Annotated in this window: 20 protein-coding genes and 2 pseudogenes; 13 read left to right on the top strand and 9 right to left on the bottom strand. The window is 73.8% G+C overall.

The genetic code is table 11. From position 1 onward, the window contains the following. Positions 1-11: 11 nt before the first annotated feature. The 5 genes from I596_RS12850 to I596_RS12870 all read right to left on the bottom strand — a co-directional run bounded on the left by I596_RS12850 (position 12) and on the right by I596_RS12870 (position 5,290). Positions 12-2,291, bottom strand: a complete 2,280-nt coding sequence (locus I596_RS12850; protein WP_067648629.1) for a xanthine dehydrogenase family protein molybdopterin-binding subunit — start codon at positions 2,289-2,291, stop codon at positions 12-14. Beyond that, the gene (locus tag I596_RS12855; protein WP_083965558.1) at positions 2,288-2,824 is read right to left on the bottom strand and encodes a (2Fe-2S)-binding protein; all 537 of its coding nucleotides are present in this window, start codon (positions 2,822-2,824) and stop codon (positions 2,288-2,290) included. The genes I596_RS12850 and I596_RS12855 overlap by 4 nt, the downstream gene beginning before the upstream one ends. A 527-nt stretch (positions 2,825-3,351) precedes the next feature. After that, entirely contained in the window at positions 3,352-4,086 is a 735-nt protein-coding gene (locus I596_RS12860) for a 16S rRNA (uracil(1498)-N(3))-methyltransferase (protein WP_067648632.1), read from the bottom strand. 41 nt (positions 4,087-4,127) lie between these two features. Continuing rightward, entirely contained in the window at positions 4,128-4,754 is a 627-nt protein-coding gene (locus I596_RS12865; RefSeq protein ID WP_067648635.1) for a hypothetical protein, read from the bottom strand. After that, on the bottom strand, positions 4,751-5,290 hold the full coding sequence (locus I596_RS12870) for an RNA polymerase sigma factor (protein ID WP_067648638.1): 540 nt from the start codon (positions 5,288-5,290) through the stop codon (positions 4,751-4,753). The genes I596_RS12865 and I596_RS12870 overlap by 4 nt, the downstream gene beginning before the upstream one ends. Before the next feature lie 122 nt (positions 5,291-5,412). Here I596_RS12870 and I596_RS12875 point away from each other — a divergent pair, with 122 nt between their 5' ends. Beyond that, a complete protein-coding gene (locus tag I596_RS12875; RefSeq protein WP_067648641.1) occupies positions 5,413-5,874 on the top strand; it encodes a GNAT family N-acetyltransferase in 462 nt (153 codons plus the stop codon). Positions 5,875-5,884: 10 nt separating this feature from the next. Here I596_RS12875 and I596_RS12880 read toward each other — a convergent pair whose 3' ends face one another. Next, positions 5,885-7,243: an adenosylmethionine--8-amino-7-oxononanoate transaminase gene (locus tag I596_RS12880; RefSeq protein ID WP_067648644.1), complete on the bottom strand. Its 1,359-nt coding sequence runs from the start codon at positions 7,241-7,243 to the stop codon at positions 5,885-5,887. A gap of 47 nt (positions 7,244-7,290) precedes the next feature. Here I596_RS12880 and gspG point away from each other — a divergent pair, with 47 nt between their 5' ends. The 5 genes from gspG to gspK are packed head-to-tail and all read left to right on the top strand — an operon-like array spanning position 7,291 to position 10,299. Further along, positions 7,291-7,737 carry a type II secretion system major pseudopilin GspG gene (gene gspG / locus I596_RS12885; protein ID WP_067651924.1) on the top strand — a complete coding sequence of 149 codons (447 nt, stop codon included), beginning with the start codon at positions 7,291-7,293 and terminating at the stop codon, positions 7,735-7,737. A 21-nt stretch (positions 7,738-7,758) separates the two neighbouring features. Next, positions 7,759-8,289 (top strand): type II secretion system minor pseudopilin GspH, encoded by a 531-nt coding sequence (gene gspH / locus I596_RS12890; protein WP_083965559.1) that lies wholly within the window; start codon positions 7,759-7,761, stop codon positions 8,287-8,289. Continuing rightward, a complete protein-coding gene (gspI, locus tag I596_RS12895) occupies positions 8,286-8,660 on the top strand; it encodes a type II secretion system minor pseudopilin GspI (protein WP_067648650.1) in 375 nt (124 codons plus the stop codon). The genes gspH and gspI overlap by 4 nt, the downstream gene beginning before the upstream one ends. Then, the gene (gene gspJ / locus I596_RS12900) at positions 8,657-9,301 is read left to right on the top strand and encodes a type II secretion system minor pseudopilin GspJ (protein ID WP_190278906.1); all 645 of its coding nucleotides are present in this window, start codon (positions 8,657-8,659) and stop codon (positions 9,299-9,301) included. Before gspI ends, gspJ begins: the two co-directional genes overlap by 4 nt. After that, complete coding sequence (gspK, locus tag I596_RS12905; protein WP_067648653.1) at positions 9,298-10,299, top strand: type II secretion system minor pseudopilin GspK; 1,002 nt, start codon at positions 9,298-9,300, stop codon at positions 10,297-10,299. The genes gspJ and gspK overlap by 4 nt, the downstream gene beginning before the upstream one ends. A gap of 13 nt (positions 10,300-10,312) precedes the next feature. On the opposite strand, the gene I596_RS12910 is transcribed toward gspK, so the two are convergent. After that, a complete protein-coding gene (locus I596_RS12910) occupies positions 10,313-11,011 on the bottom strand; it encodes a response regulator transcription factor (protein WP_067648656.1) in 699 nt (232 codons plus the stop codon). A 381-nt stretch (positions 11,012-11,392) separates the two neighbouring features. Here I596_RS12910 and I596_RS12915 point away from each other — a divergent pair, with 381 nt between their 5' ends. The 3 genes from I596_RS12915 to I596_RS12925 all read left to right on the top strand — a co-directional run bounded on the left by I596_RS12915 (position 11,393) and on the right by I596_RS12925 (position 15,155). Continuing rightward, the gene (locus I596_RS12915; RefSeq protein WP_067648659.1) at positions 11,393-12,097 is read left to right on the top strand and encodes a phosphatase PAP2 family protein; all 705 of its coding nucleotides are present in this window, start codon (positions 11,393-11,395) and stop codon (positions 12,095-12,097) included. Continuing rightward, positions 12,094-13,794, top strand: a complete 1,701-nt coding sequence (locus tag I596_RS12920) for a phosphoethanolamine transferase (RefSeq protein ID WP_083965560.1) — start codon at positions 12,094-12,096, stop codon at positions 13,792-13,794. Before I596_RS12915 ends, I596_RS12920 begins: the two co-directional genes overlap by 4 nt. A gap of 74 nt (positions 13,795-13,868) precedes the next feature. Then, positions 13,869-15,155 (top strand): sensor histidine kinase, encoded by a 1,287-nt coding sequence (locus I596_RS12925; RefSeq protein WP_067651932.1) that lies wholly within the window; start codon positions 13,869-13,871, stop codon positions 15,153-15,155. Positions 15,156-15,352: 197 nt separating this feature from the next. Here the strand turns inward: I596_RS12925 and I596_RS12930 are convergent, their stop codons facing one another. Continuing rightward, the gene (locus tag I596_RS12930) at positions 15,353-15,787 is read right to left on the bottom strand and encodes an EamA family transporter (protein ID WP_067648662.1); all 435 of its coding nucleotides are present in this window, start codon (positions 15,785-15,787) and stop codon (positions 15,353-15,355) included. A 166-nt stretch (positions 15,788-15,953) separates the two neighbouring features. Between I596_RS12930 and I596_RS12935 the strand changes: the two genes are divergently transcribed. Continuing rightward, positions 15,954-17,675 carry an ArnT family glycosyltransferase gene (locus I596_RS12935; RefSeq protein WP_067648665.1) on the top strand — a complete coding sequence of 574 codons (1,722 nt, stop codon included), beginning with the start codon at positions 15,954-15,956 and terminating at the stop codon, positions 17,673-17,675. Between the two features lie 27 nt (positions 17,676-17,702). Here I596_RS12935 and I596_RS12940 read toward each other — a convergent pair whose 3' ends face one another. Then, positions 17,703-18,485: an enoyl-CoA hydratase/isomerase family protein gene (locus I596_RS12940; protein WP_067648668.1), complete on the bottom strand. Its 783-nt coding sequence runs from the start codon at positions 18,483-18,485 to the stop codon at positions 17,703-17,705. Positions 18,486-18,667: 182 nt separating this feature from the next. On the opposite strand from I596_RS12940, the gene I596_RS12945 reads away from it, so the two are divergent. The 3 genes and pseudogenes from I596_RS12945 to I596_RS12955 form a co-directional block, all read left to right on the top strand. Next, positions 18,668-19,321, top strand: coding sequence for an FKBP-type peptidyl-prolyl cis-trans isomerase N-terminal domain-containing protein (locus tag I596_RS12945; RefSeq protein ID WP_067648671.1), 654 nt, complete (start codon positions 18,668-18,670; stop codon positions 19,319-19,321). Between the two features lie 128 nt (positions 19,322-19,449). Beyond that, positions 19,450-20,276, top strand: a pseudogene (locus I596_RS12950) (CoA pyrophosphatase). Further along, a pseudogene (locus tag I596_RS12955) lies at positions 20,162-21,028 on the top strand (sulfurtransferase); the annotation flags it as partial. The pseudogenes I596_RS12950 and I596_RS12955, both read left to right, overlap by 115 nt. Positions 21,029-21,130 lie beyond the last annotated feature (102 nt).

Raw genomic sequence — 21,130 nt, forward strand, 5'->3', positions numbered from 1 at the left:
ATGCGGGCGGGCTACAGCATCCGCATCAGCTCCGGCCGCAGCGGCAGCTTGCGGATGCGCACCGTGGTCGCGGCATGGATCGCGTTGGCCAGCGCGGGTGCCGCCGGTGCGGTGGCGGCATCGGCGGCCGGTGCCGGCGCCGCGTCGGACGGGACGATCACCACCTCGACCTGGCGCGGCGCCTGCGCGGCGGCCAGCAAGGCGTAGTCGCCGAAGTCCTTCTGCTGGACCTGGCCGTCCTTGACCGTGATCGCCTGGTCGAGCGCGCAGGAGATGCCATTGAGCATCGCCGCGGAGAGCTGCGACTCGGTGTTGAGCGGGTTGACCAGGCGGCCGATGTCGGCCACGCACAGCGCGCGATGGATGACCAGCGCGTCGCCCTCGACCGACACCTCCATGCCCTGCGCGACGTAGCCGCCGTCGGTGAAGTGGCAGGCGATGCCCAGGCCATGGCCGTCGCTGCGGCGCACGCCCCAGCCCAGGCGCGTCGCGCAGGCCTGCAGCACGTGCGCCATGCGGCCGGTGTCGAACGTCGGGCCGCCGGCGCCGCGGTACGGCAACGTCCGCGGCTCGCCGAGCAGGGCCAGGCGCAGCGCGACCGCATCCTGCTTGGTGGCCACCGCGATCTCGTCGAGGAAGCACTGCTCGGCGAACGCGCTGAAGGTGTGCGCGCCGCCCGGGAAATCCCCGCGCGGCAGGCCGGCAGTGACCGGCTGGAAGGTCTTCTCGAAATGCTCGACGAGTCCGGCCGGGAAGCTGTCCGGTTCCAGGCAGCCGGTCCAGATCGGCTGGCCGGCCAGGTGCCGGTCGCGATAGCTGCGCGGCGTCGCCGCGCAGCGGTGCGACCAGCCGGTGATGCGTGCGCGCCGATCGAGCGTCGCGGCCAGCTGGTGCACGCCGAGCGGACGATAGAAGTCGTGGCGCAGGTCGTCCTGGCGGGTCCAGACCAGCTTGACCGGCTTGCCGGCCGCCTTGGCGATCAGCACCGCCTCGGCCACGAAGTCGTTGCGCAGGCGGCGCCCGTAGCTGCCGCCGGCGCGGGTCAGGCGGATCTCGACCGCGCTGCGCGGCAGGCCGGTCAGGCGGCTGACGATCACCGAGGCCTCGTCCGGATTCTCCAGCGAGGCGATCAGCAGCGCGCGGTCCTGCTTGAGCTCGATCAAGGCGCCGGGCGGCTCGTCCACGGCATGGGCGAGGAACGGCAGCTCGTAGCGCGCCTCGACCAGGCGCAGCGCCTGGCGGCGCGCGCGCACGAGGTCGCCGTCGCGGCGCAGCTCCAGCGCGCCCTCGCCGCTGTCGAGCGCGGCGTGCGCCTGGGCGGTGAGCGCGGCGCTCGATTCCTCGGCCCACGGGCCGCGTTTCCAGGTCACCGCCAGGCGCTCGCGGCCTTGCAGCGCCGCCCAGGTCGAGTCGGCCAGCACGGCCACGCCGGCGGCCTGGTGGCCGTCGAGCGGCTCGTCGGCCGGCGGTCCCTCGAAGGTGATGACCTCGCGCACGCCGGCGACCTTGCGGGCCGCCGTGTCGTCGACCTGGTCGATGGCGCCGTCGCGGTACGGGCAGCGCAGCACCACCGCGAACAGCGCGCCGGCGCGATAGGCGTCGCTGCCGTAGCGCGTGCGGCCGGTGACCAGGTCCTGCGCATCGACGATGCGCGTGGGCCGGCCGATGATGCCGAAGCGGTCGGCCGGCTTGAGCGGCACCGGATCGGCCGGCGGCGTCAGCGTGGCCGCGCTGCGCGCCAGCGCCCCGTAGCTCAGGCGCCGGCCGTCCGGTGCGATCACCTGCCCCGACGCGGTGCGCAGCCCGTCCGCCGGCAGCTTCCACTCCTCGGCAGCGGCGGCTACCAGCAGCCAGCGCGCGGTGGCGCCGGCCTGGCGCAGGTCGGTCCGTTCCTCGTCGACACGGCCGGGCTCGGCGCCGCCCTGCCGGCCGTAGCGGTTCGACGCGTCCGCGCCGGTGCCGCCGTAGCCATACGGCAGCTGCAGCACGCGCACCTGCTGCCAGTCCACGTCCAGTTCCTCGGCGATCAGCATCGGCAGCGAGGTGGTCACGCCCTGGCCGACGTCGCAGCCGGACGCACCGATCACCACGCGGTTGTCGCGCTCGATGCGCACGAAGGGCCCGAGCGCGGTCAGGTCGTCGCCGAGCAGCTCGGTCGGGAAATCCTCGGGGAACTGCGCCGCCTGCGCCGACCGGAAACCGACCAGCAGGGCGCCGCCGACGCCGAGCGCCACGCCGAGGAAGCGCCGCCGCGAAGGATCGGCCGTCTTCGAACGATCGGACGCGCTCATGCGTCGGCCGCCCGCATCAGCTCGGCCGCACGCAGGATCGCCTTGCGCATCCGCGGATAGGAGCCGTCGCGGCACAGCACCGCGATCCGCGCGAGGTCCTCCTCGCCGGGGCGATGGTTGCGCATCAGCAGCCCCACCGCGGCCATGATCGCGGCCGGCTGCGCATAGCCGGTCGGCGAGACGTCCTCCTCGATCCAGGCCTGCTGGACCGGGTGCAGCGCACCTTCCTGGAGGCCCTCGATCGTCACCACGCGCTTGCCGGCCAGCTGCTTCATCGGCGTGCGGCAGGCGCGCACGGCGCGGCCTTCCACCAGCAGCGTGCAGATGCCACCGCAGTCGCCGCCGTCACCACAGCCGCCGGCCTTGGTGCCGGTCAGGCGCAGCACGTCGCGCAGGAACCAGACCAGCGGCATCTCCGGGTCGCCGCCGTGGAAGTACGGCTTGCCGTTGACGGTGAGCGGGATGGCATCGGCGTCGATCGGCTTGATCTGCCGATCGCGGGCGTTGGCGAGGCGTTGGGTGGTGTCCTGCATGCCGGGTCCACAGGTGCGCGCGAAACGCCGATTGTCGCATCGGCGCGGGGTTCCGCCATAGTCGCGCGCCGGCGGACGGCGCCGCAATGCAGGCAGAACGAACCGCGGCATCCGGCGCGCGCGCCGGCCCTGCCGGCGGTCGAGGCCCGGAGGGCATGCGCGAGCCTGGCTCGCGTCGCTCGACCGCGAAAGCAGCAGGAGACCGCTTTCACGGCATCGGCCCACAGGCCGCCGAGACGCGGGCTGCGGTGCGGGCCATGGATGGCCCGCTCGGGCCGCGAACGCGCAGCGGTCGAGGCCCGGAGGGCGTACGCGAGCTTGGCTTGCGTCGCTCGATCAGGAAAGCGGCAGGAAGCCGCTTTCACGGCATCGGCCCGCAGGCAGCCGAGACGCGGGCTGCGGTGCGGGCCATGGATGGCCCGCTCGGGCCGCGAACGCGCAGCGGTCGAGGCCCGGAGGGGGTACGCGAGCTGCGCTCGCGTCGCTCGACCGGGGAAGCGGCAGGAGGCCGCTTTCGCGGCATCAAGCTAGAAATCGCCGTGCAAGGCCTGCAGCGCGGCGATGGCGGCGAGGCCGGCGGTCTCGGTGCGCAGGATCCGCGGCCCGAGCCGCAGGCCCTCGAAGCCGGCCTGGCCCAGCGTCGCCAGGTCCTGGTCGGACAGGCCGCCTTCCGGACCGACCACGACGGTGGCCGCGCTGAGCGCGGTCAGGTCGGCGGGCCGCACCGCGCCGTCCGGGTCCAGCGCCAGGCGCCGGCCGGCCTCGGCGCCGAGCGCGGCCGCCCAGTGGGCCAGCTTGACCGGCGCGTCGAGCAGCGGCAGGCGATTGCGGCCGGACTGTTCGCAGGCGCCGGCCAGCACGGCCTGCCAATGGGCCAGGCGCCGTTCGGCGCGCTCGGCGTCCAGCCGCACCTCGGTGCGTTCGGTGATCAGCGGCACGATGCGGCCGACACCCAGCTCGGTCGCCTTCTGCAGGATCCAGTCCATCTTCTCGCCGCGCGCGATGCCCTGCGCCAGCACCAGCTGCAGCGGACTCTCGCGATCGGCCAGCGGCCGGCTGTCGCCGATGCGGGCGGTGACGCTGCGCTTGGCCAGCGAGACGATCTCGCCGGCGTACTCGGCGCCGTCGCCGTTGAACAGCACCAGCGGGTGGCCGCGATCCAGGCGCAGCACGCGGATCAGGTGCTCGCCGGCCTGGACCGGCAGATCGATTTCACGGCCGCTGACCAGGGTGGCGGCGACGTAGACACGGGGAATGCGCATGACGGCGGGAAGTGTACGAAAATCGCCGAGCCGCTGGCATCTCAGTCAGCGCCTTCGAACTCGGCGAGGTCGGCCTGCGCCTCGCGCAGGCTGCGGCCGGCCGCATCACGCTCGAACGTCGCCCGGAAGCGGACCGTCAGCCAGCCGGCCAGCGCCGCGAGCGCGACGCCGGCGGCGAGGTTCCAGACGACCACGGCCGGACGGCTCAGCCAGACGTCGAGGCCGGCCGCGGCGAGCAGCGCGAACACGAACGGCACCCAGACCAGGAAGCCGGCGATCAGCAGCCAGCGGTCGCAGTTCACGCGCAGGCGCCGCAGCGCCAGCAGCTCGCGCTGCACCGCCAGCACGGGCGCGCGATAGTCGATCCGCGCGAGCCGGGCGAGCTGCGCGCCGGCCGCGATCAGCAGCCCCACGCCGTAGAGATGGATCGCGATGCCGTAGACCGCCAGATGCGGCTGACCGAGCCGGTCGAACCAGTAGCTGCCGGCCGTGAGCACGATCACCAGGCCGGCCGCCAGCTGCACGATCTGGCCCAGCGACACCAGCCGCAGCCGCGCCCGCGCCGCGCCGAGCGCATCGCGGCGACGCTGACGGTCGATCGACAGCTGGCAGCGGTCGAGCCGCTCGCCGAGGCCGCGCCAGGCGTGCTCGAGTTCTTCGAAGTTCATGTCGGGTCTCCTTCGGACCGGGATGCCGCGCCGGTCTGCCGGCGCAGGTGCTGCTTGATGCGACCGAGCCGGGTCGCGACGTTGCCTTCGCTGATGCCGAGCACCTCACCGACCTCGCGATGGCCGCAGCCGTCCAGGTGCAGCAACAACAGGGCGCGATCGAGTGCGCCGAGCGCGTGCATCGCGCGGCGGACCAGCGCCAGGCGCTCGCGGTCCTCGGCATCGACGTCGGCCAGGCCGACGAGGTCGGCGTGCTCGTCCCCGAGCGGGTCGTGCGCGTCCAGCGGGCGCTCGCGCCGCTGCTGCGAGATCGCCACGTTCAGCGCGATGCGGTACATCCAGGTCGCGAACGGCCGGCCGCGGTCGTAGCCGGGCCAGGCACGCCACAGCTGCAGCGTGATGTCCTGGACCAGGTCGGCACGGTCCTCGGCGCTGCGGCCGTAGCTGGCCGCGACCTTGAACAGGATGCCGCGGTGCGCGTCGACCAGGCCGGTGAAGTCGGCGGGGACGGAAACGGTGGCGTGCGTGGCGGACACGGGCGCTCGGCTGCGAAGAGGGTCGAGGAGTGATTCGCGGCACAGCGGAAAATCTCACAGCCGCACCGCCGCGTACCGGCTATGCTGCGCGCGCCCCCGGCCGCCGACAACGCCCCGCCCGCATGGACATCCGCCCCGACGACCTGTCCGACCCGCGCGTCGTCGCGTTGCTGCGCGCGCACCGCGCCGACCTCGCCCGGCACTCGCCGCCGCAGAGCGTGCACGCGCTCGACGTGGACGCCGCCGCGCTGCGCGCCGCGCCGATCGCGTTCTGGAGCGTCTGGGACGGCGACCACCTCGCCGGCTGCGGCGCGCTCAAGGCGCTCGCTCCCGACCACGGCGAGATCAAGTCGATGCGGACCGTCGACGCCTATCGCCGGCGCGGCGTCGCCGCGCGCCTGCTCGAGCACCTGCTCGCCGAAGCGCGCCGCCGCGGCTATCGCCGGCTCAGTCTCGAGACCGGCTCGGGCCCGGCGTTCGCGCCGGCGCACGCGCTGTACCTGCGCTTCGGCTTCGCCGACGACGCGCCGTTCGCCGACTACCCGGCCGATCCGTACAGCCGCTTCCTGACCCGCAGCCTGTAGCCGGCCGCGCTCAATCGGCGGCCGCGCGCTCCACGCCGGCGACCGCGACCGCGACCATATGGTCGATCTGCTCGGGCGTGATGACGTACGGCGGCATGAAGTACACCACGTCGCCGAGCGGGCGCAGCAGCACGCCGTGCTCCAGCGCGTGGCGGTAGACGCGCAGGCCGCGCCGCTCGGCGGCGGCGAAGCGGAGGCCGCGCGCGCGGTCGCGCACCAGGTCGAAGGCGGCGATCATGCCGGTCTGGCGCACGTCGGCGATGTGCGGATGATCGGCCAGCCCGGCCAGCCGGGCGGCCAGGTGTGCGGCCAGGTCGCGGTTGCGCGCCAGCACCGGCTCGTCGCGGAAGATCGCCAGGGTGGCGCAGGCGGCGCGGCAGGCCAGCGGGTTGCCGGTGTAGCTGTGCGAGTGCAGGAACGCCTTGCCGCTGGCGTAGTCGGCGTAGAACGCCGCGTAGATGTCGGCCGTGCACAGCACGGCGGCCAGCGGCAGCGTGCCGCCGGTCAGGCCCTTGGAGACGCACATCAGGTCCGGCGCGATACCGGCCTGCTCGCAGGCGAACAGGGTGCCGGTGCGGCCGAAGCCGGTCGCGATCTCGTCGGCGATCAGGTGCACGTCGAATTCGTCGCAGAGCGCGCGCAGGCCGGCGAGGTAGGCCGGCGGGTACATGCGCATGCCGCCGGCGCACTGCACCAGCGGCTCGACGATGACGGCGCAGACCACGTCGGCCTGTGCCTGGAGCAACTCGCGCAGCTCGGCCAGGCTGCGTGCCACCTGGCCCTCGACGGTCTCGCCGGGCCGGCGCGACGGGCCGTCCGGCGGCGCGACCAGGAACGGCTCCAGCAGCAGCGGCGCGTAGGTGCGCCGGTACAGCGCCACGTCGGTGACCGACAGCGCGCCGAGCGTCTCGCCGTGGTAGCTGCCGGTCAGCGCGACGAAGCGCGTGCGCGTGCCGCGGCCGAGGTTGCGCCAGTAGTGGAACGACAGCTTGAGCGCGACCTCGATCGCGCTGGAGCCGTTGTCGGCGTAGAACACCCGCGCCAGGCCCGGCGGCGCGACGCTGACCAGTGCCTCGGCCAGTTCCACCGCCGGCGCATGCGTGAAGCCGGCCAGCATCACGTGGTCGAGCCGGTCGAGCTGGTCCTTGAGCGCGGCGACGATGCGCGGATGGCGGTGGCCGAGCACATTGGTCCACCACGAGCTGACCGCGTCGATCCAGCGCTCGCCGTCGTAGCCGTGCAGCCAGACGCCTTCGGCACGCTCGACCGGCAGCATCGGCAGGGTTTCGTGGTCGTGCATCTGCGTGCAAGGGTGCCAGACGACGGCGAGATCGCGCGCGGCGAGCGCGGCGGAGCGGGAAACGGACATGGCTTGCTATGATCGGCGCCACTTCGCATCCGCACAAGGGGTCGACCATGCGCCTGCCCACGTCCCGTCGCGCCTTCCGCCGGCCACGCGGCTTCACGCTGCTGGAGATCATCGTCGTCGTCGTGATCATCGGCATCCTCGCGGCGATCGTGGTGCCGCAGTTCATGGACCGGCCCGGCGAGGCCCGCGTCACGCGGGCGCGCCAGGACATCCAGGGCATCGTCACCGCGCTCAATCTCTACAAGCTCGACAACTTCACCTACCCGAGCGCGGCGCAGGGGCTCGAAGCGCTGGTCGCGCGGCCGTCCGGCCAGCCCGAGGCACCCAACTGGAAGGGCCCGTACCTCAACCAGATGCCGAAGGACCCGTGGGGCCGCGCCTACCAGTACCAGATGCCGGGCCAGCACGGCGCGGTCGACGTCTTCAGCCTCGGCGCGGACGGCCGTGCCGGCGGCGACGGCGAAGCGGCCGACGTCGGCAACTGGGACAACTGAGCGCACGGCCCGCGCCGCGCGATGGACGAGGGCCGCCGCGCTTCCCGCGTGCCGCGCCCGGCGCCCGGCGCCGGCTTCACGCTGGTCGAGGTGCTGGTCGTCGTGGTCATCGTCGGCGTGCTCGCACTCGCCGTCACGCTGGCGATCGGCCGTCCCGCCGAACGCCGCCTGGCGCGCGAGGCCGACCGCTTCGCCGCCCTGGCCGCGCACGCCTGCGCCCATGCCGAACTGAGCGGGCGCGACGTCGGCATCGCCCTGCTGGCGCGCGGCTACGGCTTCAGCCGCTTCGACGGCGACGGCTGGCGGCCGCTGCCGGCCGACGGCGAGCTGCGCGCGCGCGACTGGCCCGAAGGCCTGGAGGCGCGCCTCAGCCGCGACGGCCGGCCGGTCCGCATCGCCGAGGCCGCCGACCGGCCGCAACTGGTGTGCTTCGCCTCGGGCGAGCTGACGCCGTTCGACCTGGTGCTGCGCCTGGGCGACGCCGAGGAAGCGCGGCGCGTGCGCGGCGAGGGCGACGGCCGCCTGCGGGTCGATGCGGTGGCGCCGCGATGAAACGGCGCGCACGCGGCTTCACGCTGCTGGAAGTCCTGATCGCGCTGACCGTGGTCGCGCTGGCGCTGCTCGCGCTGACGCGCACGGCCGCACTGCAGGTGGAGACCTTCGGCGCGCTGCGCGAGCGCACGCTGGCCGGCTGGATCGCCGCCGACGTCCTGACCGAGACGCGGCTGGCCACGCCGTTGCCGCCGACCGGCCGGCGCGACGGCCGGGTGCGCTATGCCGACCGCGACTGGCGCTGGACCGTGGACGTGCAGGCCACGCCGGATCCGGCGATCCGCCGGATCGACGTCAGCGTGTACGCCGCCGATGCCGATGCCGCCTCGGCGACACTGGCCGGCTTCTCCGGCCTGGAACCGCAGCCGTGAGCCGGCGCGCGCTGCGCGGTTTCACCCTGGTCGAGCTGCTGGTCGCGCTCGCGGTCTTCGCCGCCGTCGCCGCGATCGCCTACGGTGCGCTCGACCGGATCGCCCAGGTGCGCGGCACGCTGGCCGCCGAGCAGGACCGTTTCACCGACGTCGTGCGCGGCGTGTCGGACCTCGCGCGCGACCTGCGCCAGGCGATCGCGCGGCCGGTACGCGGCACCTACGGCGAGCTGCGCCCGGCCCTGGTCGGCACGCCCGAGCACGTCGAGCTGACGCGACTCGGCTTCGCCAACCCGCTGGCCGAAACGCGCAGCAACCTCGAACGCGTGGTCTGGGCACTGGACGGCGAGACGTTGCAGCAGGGCCGCTACGCCGTGCTCGACCGGGCGCCGTCGACGGTGCCGGCGACGCGCGACCGGTTCGACCGGGTGCGCTCGTTGCGGCTGCGCTACCTGGGTGGCGACGGCGCCTGGCGCGAAGCCTGGCCGCCGGACGGCGCCGACCCGGCCACCTTGCCGCGGGCGGTGGAGCTGCGCCTGACGCTGACCGACCTCGGCGAGCTGCGCCGCATCCTGGCGCTGCCCTCGACCCTGCCGCCGCTGGCGCCGGACGCGACCGGCGGCCCGGCACCGGAGCAGCCATGAGCGCGCGCCACCCACGCGCATGCCCGCCGTCGCCGCGCGGCCAGCGCGGCGTCGCGCTGATCGTCGCCCTGCTGGTGGTCGCGCTGGCGGTGATCCTGCTCGCCGGCCTGCTCGACCGCGGCGAGCTGGCGCTGGCGCGCACCCGCAACGTGCTGCGCGGCGAGCAGGCCCAGGCCTATGCCGAAGGCCTGGAAGCCTATGCCGCGCAGGTACTGCTGCGTACGCGCAGCGAAGGCGGCCGCATCGACCACAACGCCAGCGTCTGGAACACGCCGCTGCCGGCGCAGCCGGTGCCGGGCGGGCTCATCAGCGCGCGCCTGCGCGACCTCAACGGCTGTTTCAACCTCAACAACCTGGCGCCGGACCGGCCGGACCTGGCCGCCTGGCAGCGCGTGTTCCGGCGCCTGCTGTCGGTGCGCGGCGCCGATCCGGCGATCGCCGACGCGGTCACCGCCTGGCTCGGCAGCCAGGCCGGCAACGACGAGGGCTACTACCTGGCCCAGCCGGTGCCGTACCGGCCGGCCCGCCGGGCCTTCGCCCATGCCTCGGAGCTGCGGCTGGTGCGCGGTGTCGCCGGCGAGGTCCAGGCGCGGCTGGCGCCGTACGTCTGCGCGGTGCCGGCCGGCTCGCGGATCAACGTCAACACCGCCGGCGTGCCGGTGCTGATGGCGCTGGCCGAGACGATCACCCAGGGCGTGGCCGAGCGTGCCTGGAACGGCGGCCAGGCGCGATGGAACGACGTGGCCGCGTTCGGCGACTTCCTGCGTGGCACCGGCGTCGCGCTCGATCCGCCGACGCAGCGCCTGCTCGGCGTCGAAAGCAGCTACTTCCTGGCGCGCGGCCAGATCGTGCTCGACGAGGTCCCGTTCGCGTTCACCAGCCTGATCGAGCGCCGCGACGGCGTCGGCATCCGCGTGCTGGCGCGCAGCCGCGGCGCCGACGAGGCCTGGGATACGCCCGGAACGCCGCCCGCGCCCGAAACCGTCCGCCCGCGCTGACGGCGGCACCCGCTCAGCCGGGCGCGTCGGTCCCGGGAGCGAGCTCGGCCAGCCGATAGCCGACCCGCGGCAGCGTGTGGATCAGCTTGACCGGGAACGGCCCGTCGACGCTGCGGCGCAGGTCGTAGACGTGCGAGCGCAGCATGTCGCCGTCGGGCGGCGAGTCGCCCCACAGCGCCTGTTCGAGCCGCTCGCGCGTGACCGCCGCGGGACTGGCCTGCATCAGCACCTCCAGCAGCTTGCGGCAGGCCGGGTACAGGTGCAGCGCGCGGCCGCCGCGGAACACCTCCAGCGTGGTCAGGTCCAGGCGCAGGTCGGCCACCTGCAGCACGCGGCTGCGGCCGCGGCCCTGCACGCGCGCGACCAGCGCCTCCAGGCGTACTTCCAGCTCCGGCAGCGCGAACGGCTTGGTCAGGTAGTCGTCGGCGCCGGCGCGGAAGCCGGCGATCTTGTCGGGCAGTTCGTCGCGCGCCGTCAGCATCAGCACCGGCGTGTCCAGCCCGCGCTGCTCGCGCAGCGCCTGCAGCACCTGACGGCCGTCCAGGCGCGGCAGCATCCAGTCGAGCACGATGGCGTCGTAGGGCTGGGTGCTGGCCAGGTGGAAGCCGGTCGGTCCGTCCGGCGCGGCGTCCAGCGTGTGGCCGCGCGCCTCGAAGTACTCGAAGAGGTTGGCGACCAGGTTGCGGTTGTCTTCGATGACCAGGAGGCGCATGCGGTGCTCCGGCGACCCTGCGGCGCGGCGGCCGGCAGTCTGGTGCCGCCGCCGTCGGAGCCGGGTCGGAATGCCGTCGATTCTGGCACAGCGCCCGGACCGGACCTCGAACGGGGAGGCGTCGCGCCGGTGCGAAGGCTCGTCGCGCGGCGCATGGTGGCCCTGGGCCGGGCGGCCGCCCCGGCCGGCCCGGATCGCCGCGGCGGCCTTCGCACCCGGTTCAGCCTCCCCGGTACGCGCTAACGCTGCGGCAACACGGCTCCGACCGCGCTCCGACGTCGCGCCGCCGATGATCCCGTCGCGCCACTGCCGGCGTGCGACCCGCCCGTGCCCGTGATCGACCCGCTCTCCACCCCGGCGCTTCCCCTCCCGCGTTCCGGCATGCCGGCCGCGGTACCCGGGTTCCTGCTGCGGCACCTGGCCTGGCCGCTGCTGGCCCTGGTGCTGGCGACGCTGGTCTTGCGCACGTTCGGCGGCGACCAGTGGCTGGCCGACCGGCTGTACGCCTGGGAAGGCCATGCCTGGTCGCTGAAGTCGCATCCGGTCACCGCCACGCTGATCCACGACTTCGGCAAGCAGGCGAGCACCGCGCTGTGGCTCGCGGCGGCGGCGGCCTGGCTGACCGCGACGATCCGCCCGCGCCTGCGCCGCTGGCGCCGGCCGCTGGGCTACCTCGCGCTGGCCACGCTGACGGCGACGCTGCTGGTCGCCTGGACCAAGTCGTGGACCAACGTGGACTGCCCCTGGGACCTGGTGCGCTACGGCGGCGAGCGCCCGCTGACCGGCCTGTTCGCACTGCGTCCGGCCGGCCTGCCGCGCGGGATCTGCTTCCCGGCCGGGCACGCCAGCGCCGGCTATGCCTGGGTGGCGCTGTATTTCTTCCTGCGCGCGACGCGGCCGGCCTGGCGCTGGGCCGGCCTGGCGGCCGGCCTCGGCCTCGGCGCCGTGTTCGGCATCGGCCAGCAGCTGCGCGGCGCGCATTTCCTCTCGCACGACCTGTGGACCCTGGCGATCTGCTGGCTGGTCGCGCTGGCCGGCTACGCGGTCCTGGTCCGCGGCGTCACGGACGTAGAGCCCGCACGATGAGCGCGGTCGTCCACGCGGGCGGTCCGCACCGGCTGGCCGAGCGGCTGGCGGCATGGGCCGCATGGCGGCCGGAACTGGCCAGCGAGACCCTGGCGCTGATCGCCGCCGTGTACTTCTCGCTGTTCTGCAACGGCCGGTTCTGGGCCGCGGTCGGCGATACCGGCAGCCTGGACGGCGCCGGCGCGCTGACGGCGATCTGCCTGTTCGTGATGCTGACCGCCGCGAACGTGTTCCTGCTCGGCCTGCTGCTGACCCGCCGCACCGCCAAGCCGGTGCTGACCGTGCTGCTGGTCGTGACCGCGATGGCGGTCTACTACATGCGCGCCTACACCGTCTACCTCGACCCCGACATGGTGCGCACGATCCTGCATACCGACGGCAAGGAATCGCGCGAGCTGATCGCGCCGGGCCTGGTCGCCAGCGTGCTGGTGCTCGGCGTGCTGCCGGCGCTGCTGCTCTGGCGCGTGCGCATCCGGCAGCGGCCGCTCGGCCGGGCGCTGCTGGTGCGCGGTCTGGTGCTGGCGGCGGCGCTGGCGACGGTCGCCGCCGCCGCGCTGGTGTCCTTCCAGAGCCTGTCGGCACTGATGCGCAACCACCGCGAGCTCCGCCACCTGGCGACACCGGGCAACTACCTGGTGTCGCTGGTGCGCGTCCTGGCCGAGGACACCGCCGCGAAGGACCGCCCGCGCATCCCGGTGGGTACCGATGCCCGCGTCGCCGCGCGCCCGGCGACCGCCAAGCCGCGCCTGCTGGTGCTGGTGGTCGGCGAGACCGCCCGTGCGCAGAACTGGGGCCTCAACGGCTACGCGCGCCAGACCACGCCGGAGCTGGCGCGGATCGGTCCGGTCAACTTCACCGACGTCACCGCCTGCGGCTCCAGCACCGAGATCTCGCTGCCGTGCATGTTCTCGCCGTACGGCCGCCGCGACTACGACAAGGAGCGGATCAAGCGCTCCGAGTCGCTGCTGCACGTGCTCGACCACGCCGGCATCGCCACGCTCTGGCGCGACAACCAGACCGGCTGCAAGGGCGTCTGCGACGGCCTGCCGTTCGAGTCCTACGAGCACGGGCGCGACGACGTCTACTGCGATGCCCAGGGCTGCCTGGACGAGGTGCTGCTGCAGGGCCTGCGCGAGGCGGTCGACGCCCAGCCGGGCGACCGGGTGGTGGTGCTGCACCCGCTCGGCAATCACGGGCCGAGCTACTACCGGCGCTATCCGCCGGACCTGCGCCGCTTCACGCCGGCCTGCGAGGACGCCGAGCTCGGCAACTGCTCGCGCGAGGCGATCGTCAACGCCTACGACAACGCCCTGCTCTACACCGACCGCTTCCTGGCGCGCGCGATCGCGCTGCTGGCCGCCGACACCACGCGCCAGACTGCGCTGATCTACGTCTCGGACCACGGCGAATCGCTCGGCGAGGGCGGGCTGTACCTGCACGGCGTCCCGTACGCGATCGCGCCGCGCACGCAGACCCAGGTGCCGATGATCGCCTGGCTGTCGCCGGCCTGGCTGGCCGACGACGGGATCGACGCGGCCTGCCTGCGCCGGCGCGCCGAGGCGCCGGCCAGCCACGACAACCTCTTCCATTCGGTGCTCGGCCTGCTCGACGTCACCACCGCGGCCTACGCGCCGGAGCAGGACCTGTTCGCCGGTTGCCGCCGGCCGTCCGGCCGTCCCGCGCTGGCCGGCGGCTGACGGCGGTGCCGCTGCGCCGGCGGCGGCCGGATCGGTATCATCGCCGCCATGAGAAGACTGCGGGCCCGGACGCGATGAAGCCGCGCTGGGGATTGAGGCGTCGCATCACCGTCGGCCTGATCGCCTACGCCGTGGTGCTGTCGATCGCCGTGGCGGTGCACGGCTTCTTCGTCAACGAGAACGCCGAGCACCTGGTCTGGGAATCGCTGCTGCATGCGGAGATGGACCATTTCCTCAACCGCCGGGCGACCGATCCGGACTACCGCTGGCCCGATACGCAGACGCTGGAACTGCTGACCTTTCCGGCCGGATCGACGATCCCGCCGCCGCTCGACACGCTGGAACCGGGCGTCCACGACGAGTTCATGCTGGAAGGACGCGAGCGTGTCGTGCTGATCCGCGACGTCGACGGCCAGCGCCTGGTCCTGGCGCTCGACATCGGCGACCTGGAGCGGCGCGAATACGACCTGGGCTGGGCCTTGCTGGCCTCGGCGCTGGCGATGGTCCTGGTCATGGCCGGTGCCGTCGCCTGGGGCGTGGGCCTGCTGACCCGGCCGCTCAGCGAACTGGCCGGACGCATCGCCGGACTGCAGCCGCAGCAGACCGGCCAGCGCCTGCCGCTGCCCGACGGCGCCACCGCGGAACTGGCGATCATCGCCGATGCGCTCAACGACTACCTGCAGCGCAACGAGCAGTTCGTCGCGCGCGAGCGGGCCTTCATCAACAGCGCCAGCCACGAGCTGCGCACGCCGATCGCCGTCATCGCCGGGGCCGCGGAGATCGCCGGGGCCAGCGCCGGCCTGCCGCCGGCGGTCCGCGGCCAGCTGGCGCGCATCCACGGCACCGCCCGCGACGTGGAGCGGCTGATCGCGCTGCTGCTGGTGCTGGCCAAGGACCCGGCGCGGCTGGCCGAGGTCAGCGACCACATCGCGCTGGACCAGTTGCTTCCGGTGATCGTGGAGGATCACCGGTACCTGTGCCGCGACAAGGACCTGGAGCTGGCACTCGGCCCGCTGCCGGCCTGCGAGCTGGTCGCGCCGTTCCACATCGTCCAGACCGCGATAGGCAACCTGCTGCGCAACGCGATCGAGAACAGCGATCGCGGCACGATCACGATCACCCTGCGCGCCGACGCGGTGGTCACGATCGACGATCCCGGCCACGGCATGTCGCCGGAGGAGATCAGCGCGATCCACATGCGCCTGGCGCGTGGCGGCGGCCGCGACGGCGGCGGCATCGGCCTGGAGCTGATCGCGCGCATCTGCGATCACCTGGGCTGGACCCTGACGGTCGATTCCAGCGTCGGCCACGGCACCCGCGTCACCCTCGACCTGGGGCCGTCGCTGCAGCGCCCGGCCTGACCGCCCGCCGTCGCGGACGGCCACGCGCGTCCTCACCTGGCCCGGTGCCGGCCATCGCCGGCACCGGGCGTGCTATCCGGGCCGCTCGATGCGCTGCGGCCTGCACCTGCGCGAGGTCGGCCTGCGCGTCGATGATGCCGCCGGTGCGGGCGCAGGCAGCGGCTCGGGCGCTCCGCGGATGGATCGGCAGCGGTCTTTCAGCGACGCAAGCCCAGCAGCAGCACGCCGGCGCCGATCAGCGCGATGCCCAGCCACTCGCGCGAGGACGGGCGCTCGCCGAGAAACACGTAGGCGAACAGCACCAGCAGCAGGAGGCTGGCCTTGTCCACGGGCGCGACCTGCGAGGCGTCGCCCAGGCTCAGCGCACGGAAGTAGCACAGCCAGGACGCCCCGGCAGCCAGACCCGACAGCACCAGGAAGGTCCAGGTGCGCGCCGGCAGCGCCGACGGGTCGCTCCATTTCCCGGCCAGCGTCAGCAGCAGCGTGAGTGCGCCCCAGACCACGCCGGTGCGGATCCACGTGGCCAGGTCCGGATCGACCCGCTGCAGGCCCGCCTTGGCGAAGATCGCGGTCAGCGCGGCGAACAGCGCCGACAGCAAGGCCCATCCGAACCAGGTCAAACCGGTACTCATCGAGGAACGTCCTTGGCCGGTGCGAACGCGAGGCCGGGGTGCCGGGCCGCTCGAAGCGTACACCGCCGCCCCACCCCGCGAACCCCGCGGGCAACCGCCGGCCATTCCGACATCCGTCCTACACCGCACCGGCGAGGATGGCGGTTTTCCTTGCCCGGTCGCGCCGATGACGGTCATCGCACGCACGCCACCGCAGGACCTGCGATGGCGCTGGCTGTTGCTCGTCGTGCTCGCCGCATCGAGCCTCGGCGCCGGCCTGGGCCTGCGCGAGCCGTCACCGCCCGACGAGCCGCGCTTCGTGCTCGCCGCCAGGCACATGGTCGAGAGCGGCGACTGGCTGGTGCCGCAGCGGGGGCGCGAGTTCTATGCGGAAAAGCCTCCGGTCTTCATGTGGCTGCAGGCGGCGGCATACACGCTGACCGGCAACTGGCGCGTCGCCTTCCTGCTGCCGTCCTGGCTGGCGGCGCTGGCCACGCTGGGGCTGACCTGGGACCTGGCGCGCCGGCTGTGGAACCGGCGCGTCGCGCTGCATGCGGCGGCCGCGCTGTGGGTGTGCCTGCAGTTCGGCCTGCAGGCCCGGCGCGGCCAGATCGACATGGTCCTGGTGGCGATGACGACGCTGGCGCTGTGGGGATTGCTGCGCCACCTGCTCCGCGGCCCGGCGCCCCGGGCGCTGTGGCTCGGCGCATTCGCCGCCGGCGTCGGCACCGTCACCAAGGGCGTCGGCTTCCTGCCGCTGCTGGTCGTGCTGCCGTGGCTGTTCGCACGCCGGACCGGTGCGCCGCCGGCCGATGTGCGGCCGTTCGCGACCTGGGCCGGTGCCGGCCTGGCGTTCCTCGCCGGCACCGCGCTCTGGCTCGGCCCGCTGCTGGCGGCGCTGGCCGCCGGCGACGATCCGGCGCTGCGCGCCTACGCGCAGGAGCTGGTGTTCAAGCAGACGGCCGCGCGCTACGCCCATGCCTGGCACCACGTGCAGCCGGCCTGGTACTACCTGCAGGTCATCGCGACGCTGTGGCTGCCGGGCGCCCTGCTGCTGCCTTGGCTGCTGCCGGCCTGGTGGCGGCGGCTGCGCCGGGGCGACCGGCGCCAGATCCTGCTGCTGGGCTGGAGCGCACTGGTGCTGGTGTTCTTCAGCGCCAGCCCCGGCAAGCGCGAGGTCTACCTGTTTCCGGCGCTGCCGGCCCTGTGCCTGGCCGCCGCGCCGCTGCTGCCGGCCCTGCTCCGGCGCCGCGGCGTGCAACGGCTGCTCGGCGCCTACCTGCTGGTCGCCGCGCTGGTCGCGACCCACCTGGCGGCGGGCGGCCTGTCGGGCCTGCATTCCTGGGCGCAGGGGCTGGCCGCGCAGCGCGGCATCGCCAGCGACGCACTGCGCCGGTTCCTGCTGGGCCTGCTGGCGCTCGGCCTGGCCGGCCTGGCCCTGGCCGCCTGGTCACGGCTGCGCCGCGGCGGCACCGCGCTGGCGGTGTTCACTGCGGTCCTGTGGACGACCTACGGCTTGGCCCTGGCCCCTGCGCTGGACGCGACCGCCTCGACCCGCGGCCTGATGGCCCGCGTCGGCACGCGCATCGGCCCGGCGGCCGAACTGGGCATGGTGGCCTGGCGCGAGCAGAACCTGCTGCAGGCCGACCGGCCGGTCACCGAGTTCGGCTTCAAGCAGCCCTGGCACCTGCAGTGGCAGGAGGCCGCCGCCTGGGGCGCCGCGGCGCCGCGCGACCGCTGGCTGTTCGTGCTGGACGAGGCGCTCAGTCCCTGCGTGGCACGCGCCGAGGCACTGCCGATCGGCACGTCGAACCGGCGCAACTGGCTGCTGGTACCGGCGACGGCGATCCGCAGCGGCTGCGTCACGCCGCCGTTCGTCGAGGAATCCGAGCCCGCGGACGGCGACTGAACGCGCCGCCGCCTTCGAGCGCCCGGTTCAGCGTCCGCTGAAGACCGCCTTGCGGCGGGCGAGGAAGGCGGCCGTGCCTTCGCGCATGTCCTCGGTCGAGAAGCACAGGCTGAACGCCTTGGCTTCGTAGTCCAGCCCTTCCTCGATGGCCAGCTCGGTGGCGGCGAGCACGGTGTCGAGGACGCCGGCGAGCGCCTGCGGCGCGGACGCGGCGAGCTGATCGGCGACGGCCTGGACGGCCTCGTCGAGCGCCTCCGGCTCGACCACCCGGTTGACCAGACCGAGCTGATACGCGCGCGCGGCGTCGATCGGCGTGCCCAGCAGGCACAGTTCCAGCGCAGCGGCGCGACCGGCCAGGCGCGCCAGGCGCTGCGTGCCGCCGAAACCCGGGATCACGCCGAGGTTGATCTCCGGCTGGCCGACCTTGGCCCGCGTGGAGGCGATCCGCAGGTGGCAGGCCATCGCCAGCTCCAGGCCGCCGCCCAGCGCGAAGCCGTTCAGCCGGGCGATCACCGGCTTCCCGAGCGTCTCGATGGCGCGCACCATGCGCTGGCCGGCGCGGGCGAACGCCTGCGCCTGGACCGGCGTCAGCGTGGCCAGCTCGGTGATGTCGGCGCCGGCGACGAAGGCTTTCTCCCCGGCGCCGGCCAGCACCACGACGCGCACCGCCTCGTCGTGCCGCGCCTGCTCGAAGGCGATCTGCAGTTCGCCGATCGTCTGGCGATCGAGCGCGTTCAGCTTGTCCGGCCGGTTGATCGTGATCGTGCGGACGCCGCCGCGGTCGGTGCTGAGCAGGTTGCGGAAGGCCATCGCCTCTCCTTGCCGTAAGTTCAGGAAGGGCGCGGATCATAGCAGCCCGTCCATGCCGCACCCGGACGCGAGGAACCAATCGCGTTGGTGCGGGTCCCGTTGTCGGGTACACTGGACCGCTTTTCACCGGTCTGCGGCTGCCGTCCGCGACCGATGCATCAACCCCATCTCCGGAGGCAGGCATGAAGTTCGGTTGGTCGCTCGCATTGGCGGGCTTGGTCGTGGCGGGCTCCGCGTTTGCGCAGGACACCTCGAGCGACAAAGGAAAGGTCTCGTACGCGGTCGGCTACGATCTCGGCGCCAAGATGAAGGCGCAGTCGGGTGCCGATCTCGACATCAACACCGTGGTCAAGGCGCTGCAGGACGGCTTCGCCGGCCGCGGCCCGGCGGTGCCGGAAGACCAGCTGCGCGCGGCGATGGAGAAGTACGCCGAGAAGAAGAAGGGCGAGGCCGACCAGGAGCTGGCCGCCAACAAGCGCTCCAGCGACGCCTTCATGGCCAGCAACCGCAGCAAGAAGGGCATCGTCGCGCTGCCGTCGGGCGTGCAGTACCAGGTCATCGACGAGGGCTCCGGCAAGCAGGTCACGGCCGCCGCCGAAGTCACCATGCACTTCCGCATCTCCAAGACCGACGGCCAGGAGCTGCGCAGCACCTTCGCCGGCCCGCCGCCGAAGCTCAAGACGCCCGAGCTGACCCAGGTCTCCGGCAACGGCAACCTGGCCGAGGTCGTCCAGCGCATGAAGGTGGGCGACTACTGGCGCGTGTTCCTGCCGCCGGACCAGAGCACCAACAACCTGGTCGTGATCTGGGAAATCAAGATCGTCGACGTCAAGTAAGCGGCATCGCCTGACGTCACACGCCGAACGCCGCGGCCTGCCGCGGCGTTCGCGTTTGGGGCGGCCGCCCGGGCCACCGGGCGTAGAATGACGGTCCGACGTCCTTGGGTTCCGATCACCTCCCGCGCATGGCCTGGCTTCCCGCTCCTCGTCCGCCCCAACCGGTGCAGAGTCCCTGCATCGGCCTGTGCCTGCTCGATCGCGACGGCCGCTGCGAGGGCTGCCTGCGCACGGGCGCGGAGATCGCCGGCTGGCTGTCGATGACGCCGGCCGAGCGCGAGCACCTGATGGCGGTGGTGCTGCCGCAGCGCGAGAAGGAACGGCCGTGAGCGCGGCGCTGCGTGCCGGCGGTACGCCGGACATCGCACGGCTGCGCCGCGCCGTGCATCCGCTCGACACGCCGCCGTGCCCACCCACGGCCGCCGACCGCCTCGTCCCGGACGATCCCGCCGCGCCGCGCAGCGCCGCCGCGGTGCTGGTGCCGCTGGTGCGTCGCGCCGACGGCCTCACCCTGCTGCTGACGCGCCGCACCGACACGCTGCGCACGCACGCCGGCCAGGTCAGCTTCCCGGGCGGGCGCATCGAGGACGACGACGACGGTGCCGTCGGCGCCGCGCTGCGCGAGACACAGGAGGAGACCGGCATCGCGCCGGCCTTCGTGCAGCCGCTGGGCTATCTCGACGCGTTCGACACGGTATCGGGCTATTGCGTGTCGCCGGTCGTCGGCCTGGTCGAGCCGGACTTCGCGCTCGCGCCTGACCCGGCCGAGGTCAGCGCGGTGTTCGAGGTCCCGTTCGCCTACATCCTCACGCCCGGCCGCATGCAGACGACGCGCGTCCAATGGCGCGGCGCGCAGCGGCGCATCCACGAGTTCGACTACGCCGGCCATCGCGTCTGGGGCGCGACCGCGGCGATCATCCTCAACCTGATCCAGCGCCTGGAGGCCGTGCAGTGACGCAACCGATCATCGACGGCCCGGCCCTGGCCGCGCGCCTGGCCGCCGGCCCGCTGCTGCTGGTCGACGCCCGTTTCGACCTGGCCGATCCGGCCCGCGGCGCCGCCGAGCACGCGCAGGCCCGCCTGCCCGGCGCGGTGCATGCGGACCTCGACCGCGACCTCTCCGATCATTCGCGCCCGGGCCTGGGGCGCCATCCGCTGCCGACGGCCGAGGCGTTCTCGGCCGTGCTCGCGCGCTGGGGGTGGCGGCCGGGCCTGCCGGTCGTCGCCTACGACGATGCCGGCGGTGCCCTCGCCGCGGCGCGCCTGTGGTGGCTGCTGCGCACGGCCGGCATCACCGATGCGGCCGTCCTCGACGGCGGCTTCGGTGCCTGGCGCGCGGCCGGCCTGCCGCTCGAAAGCGGCGAGGTCGCTGCGGCGCCGGCGGGCGAGGTCGCGCTGCGCTTCGACGCGCAGGCGACGATCGGCTATGCCGAACTGCAGGCGGCGCTCGCCACCGGATCGGTCGTCCTGCTCGATGCACGCGCCGCGCCGCGCTACCGCGGCGAGGTCGAGCCGATCGACCCGGTCGCCGGCCACGTGCCCGGCGCGCGCAACCGGCCGTTCTCGGACAACCTGGACGCGGCCGGCCGCTTCAAGCCGCCGGCCGTCCTCGCGGCCGAGTTCACCGCGCTGACCGAGGCCCGTCCGCCTGCCGAGGTCGTGCACATGTGCGGCTCGGGCGTGACCGCCTGCCACAACCTGCTGGCGATGGCGCACGCCGGCCTCCCCGGCTCGCGCCTGTTCGCACCCTCGTGGAGCGGCTGGGTCGGCGACCGCTCACGGCCGGTCGCGACCGGCGCCTGAAGCGCC

This window comes from Dokdonella koreensis DS-123 (genome assembly GCF_001632775.1).
Lineage (GTDB): Bacteria > Pseudomonadota > Gammaproteobacteria > Xanthomonadales > Rhodanobacteraceae > Dokdonella > Dokdonella koreensis.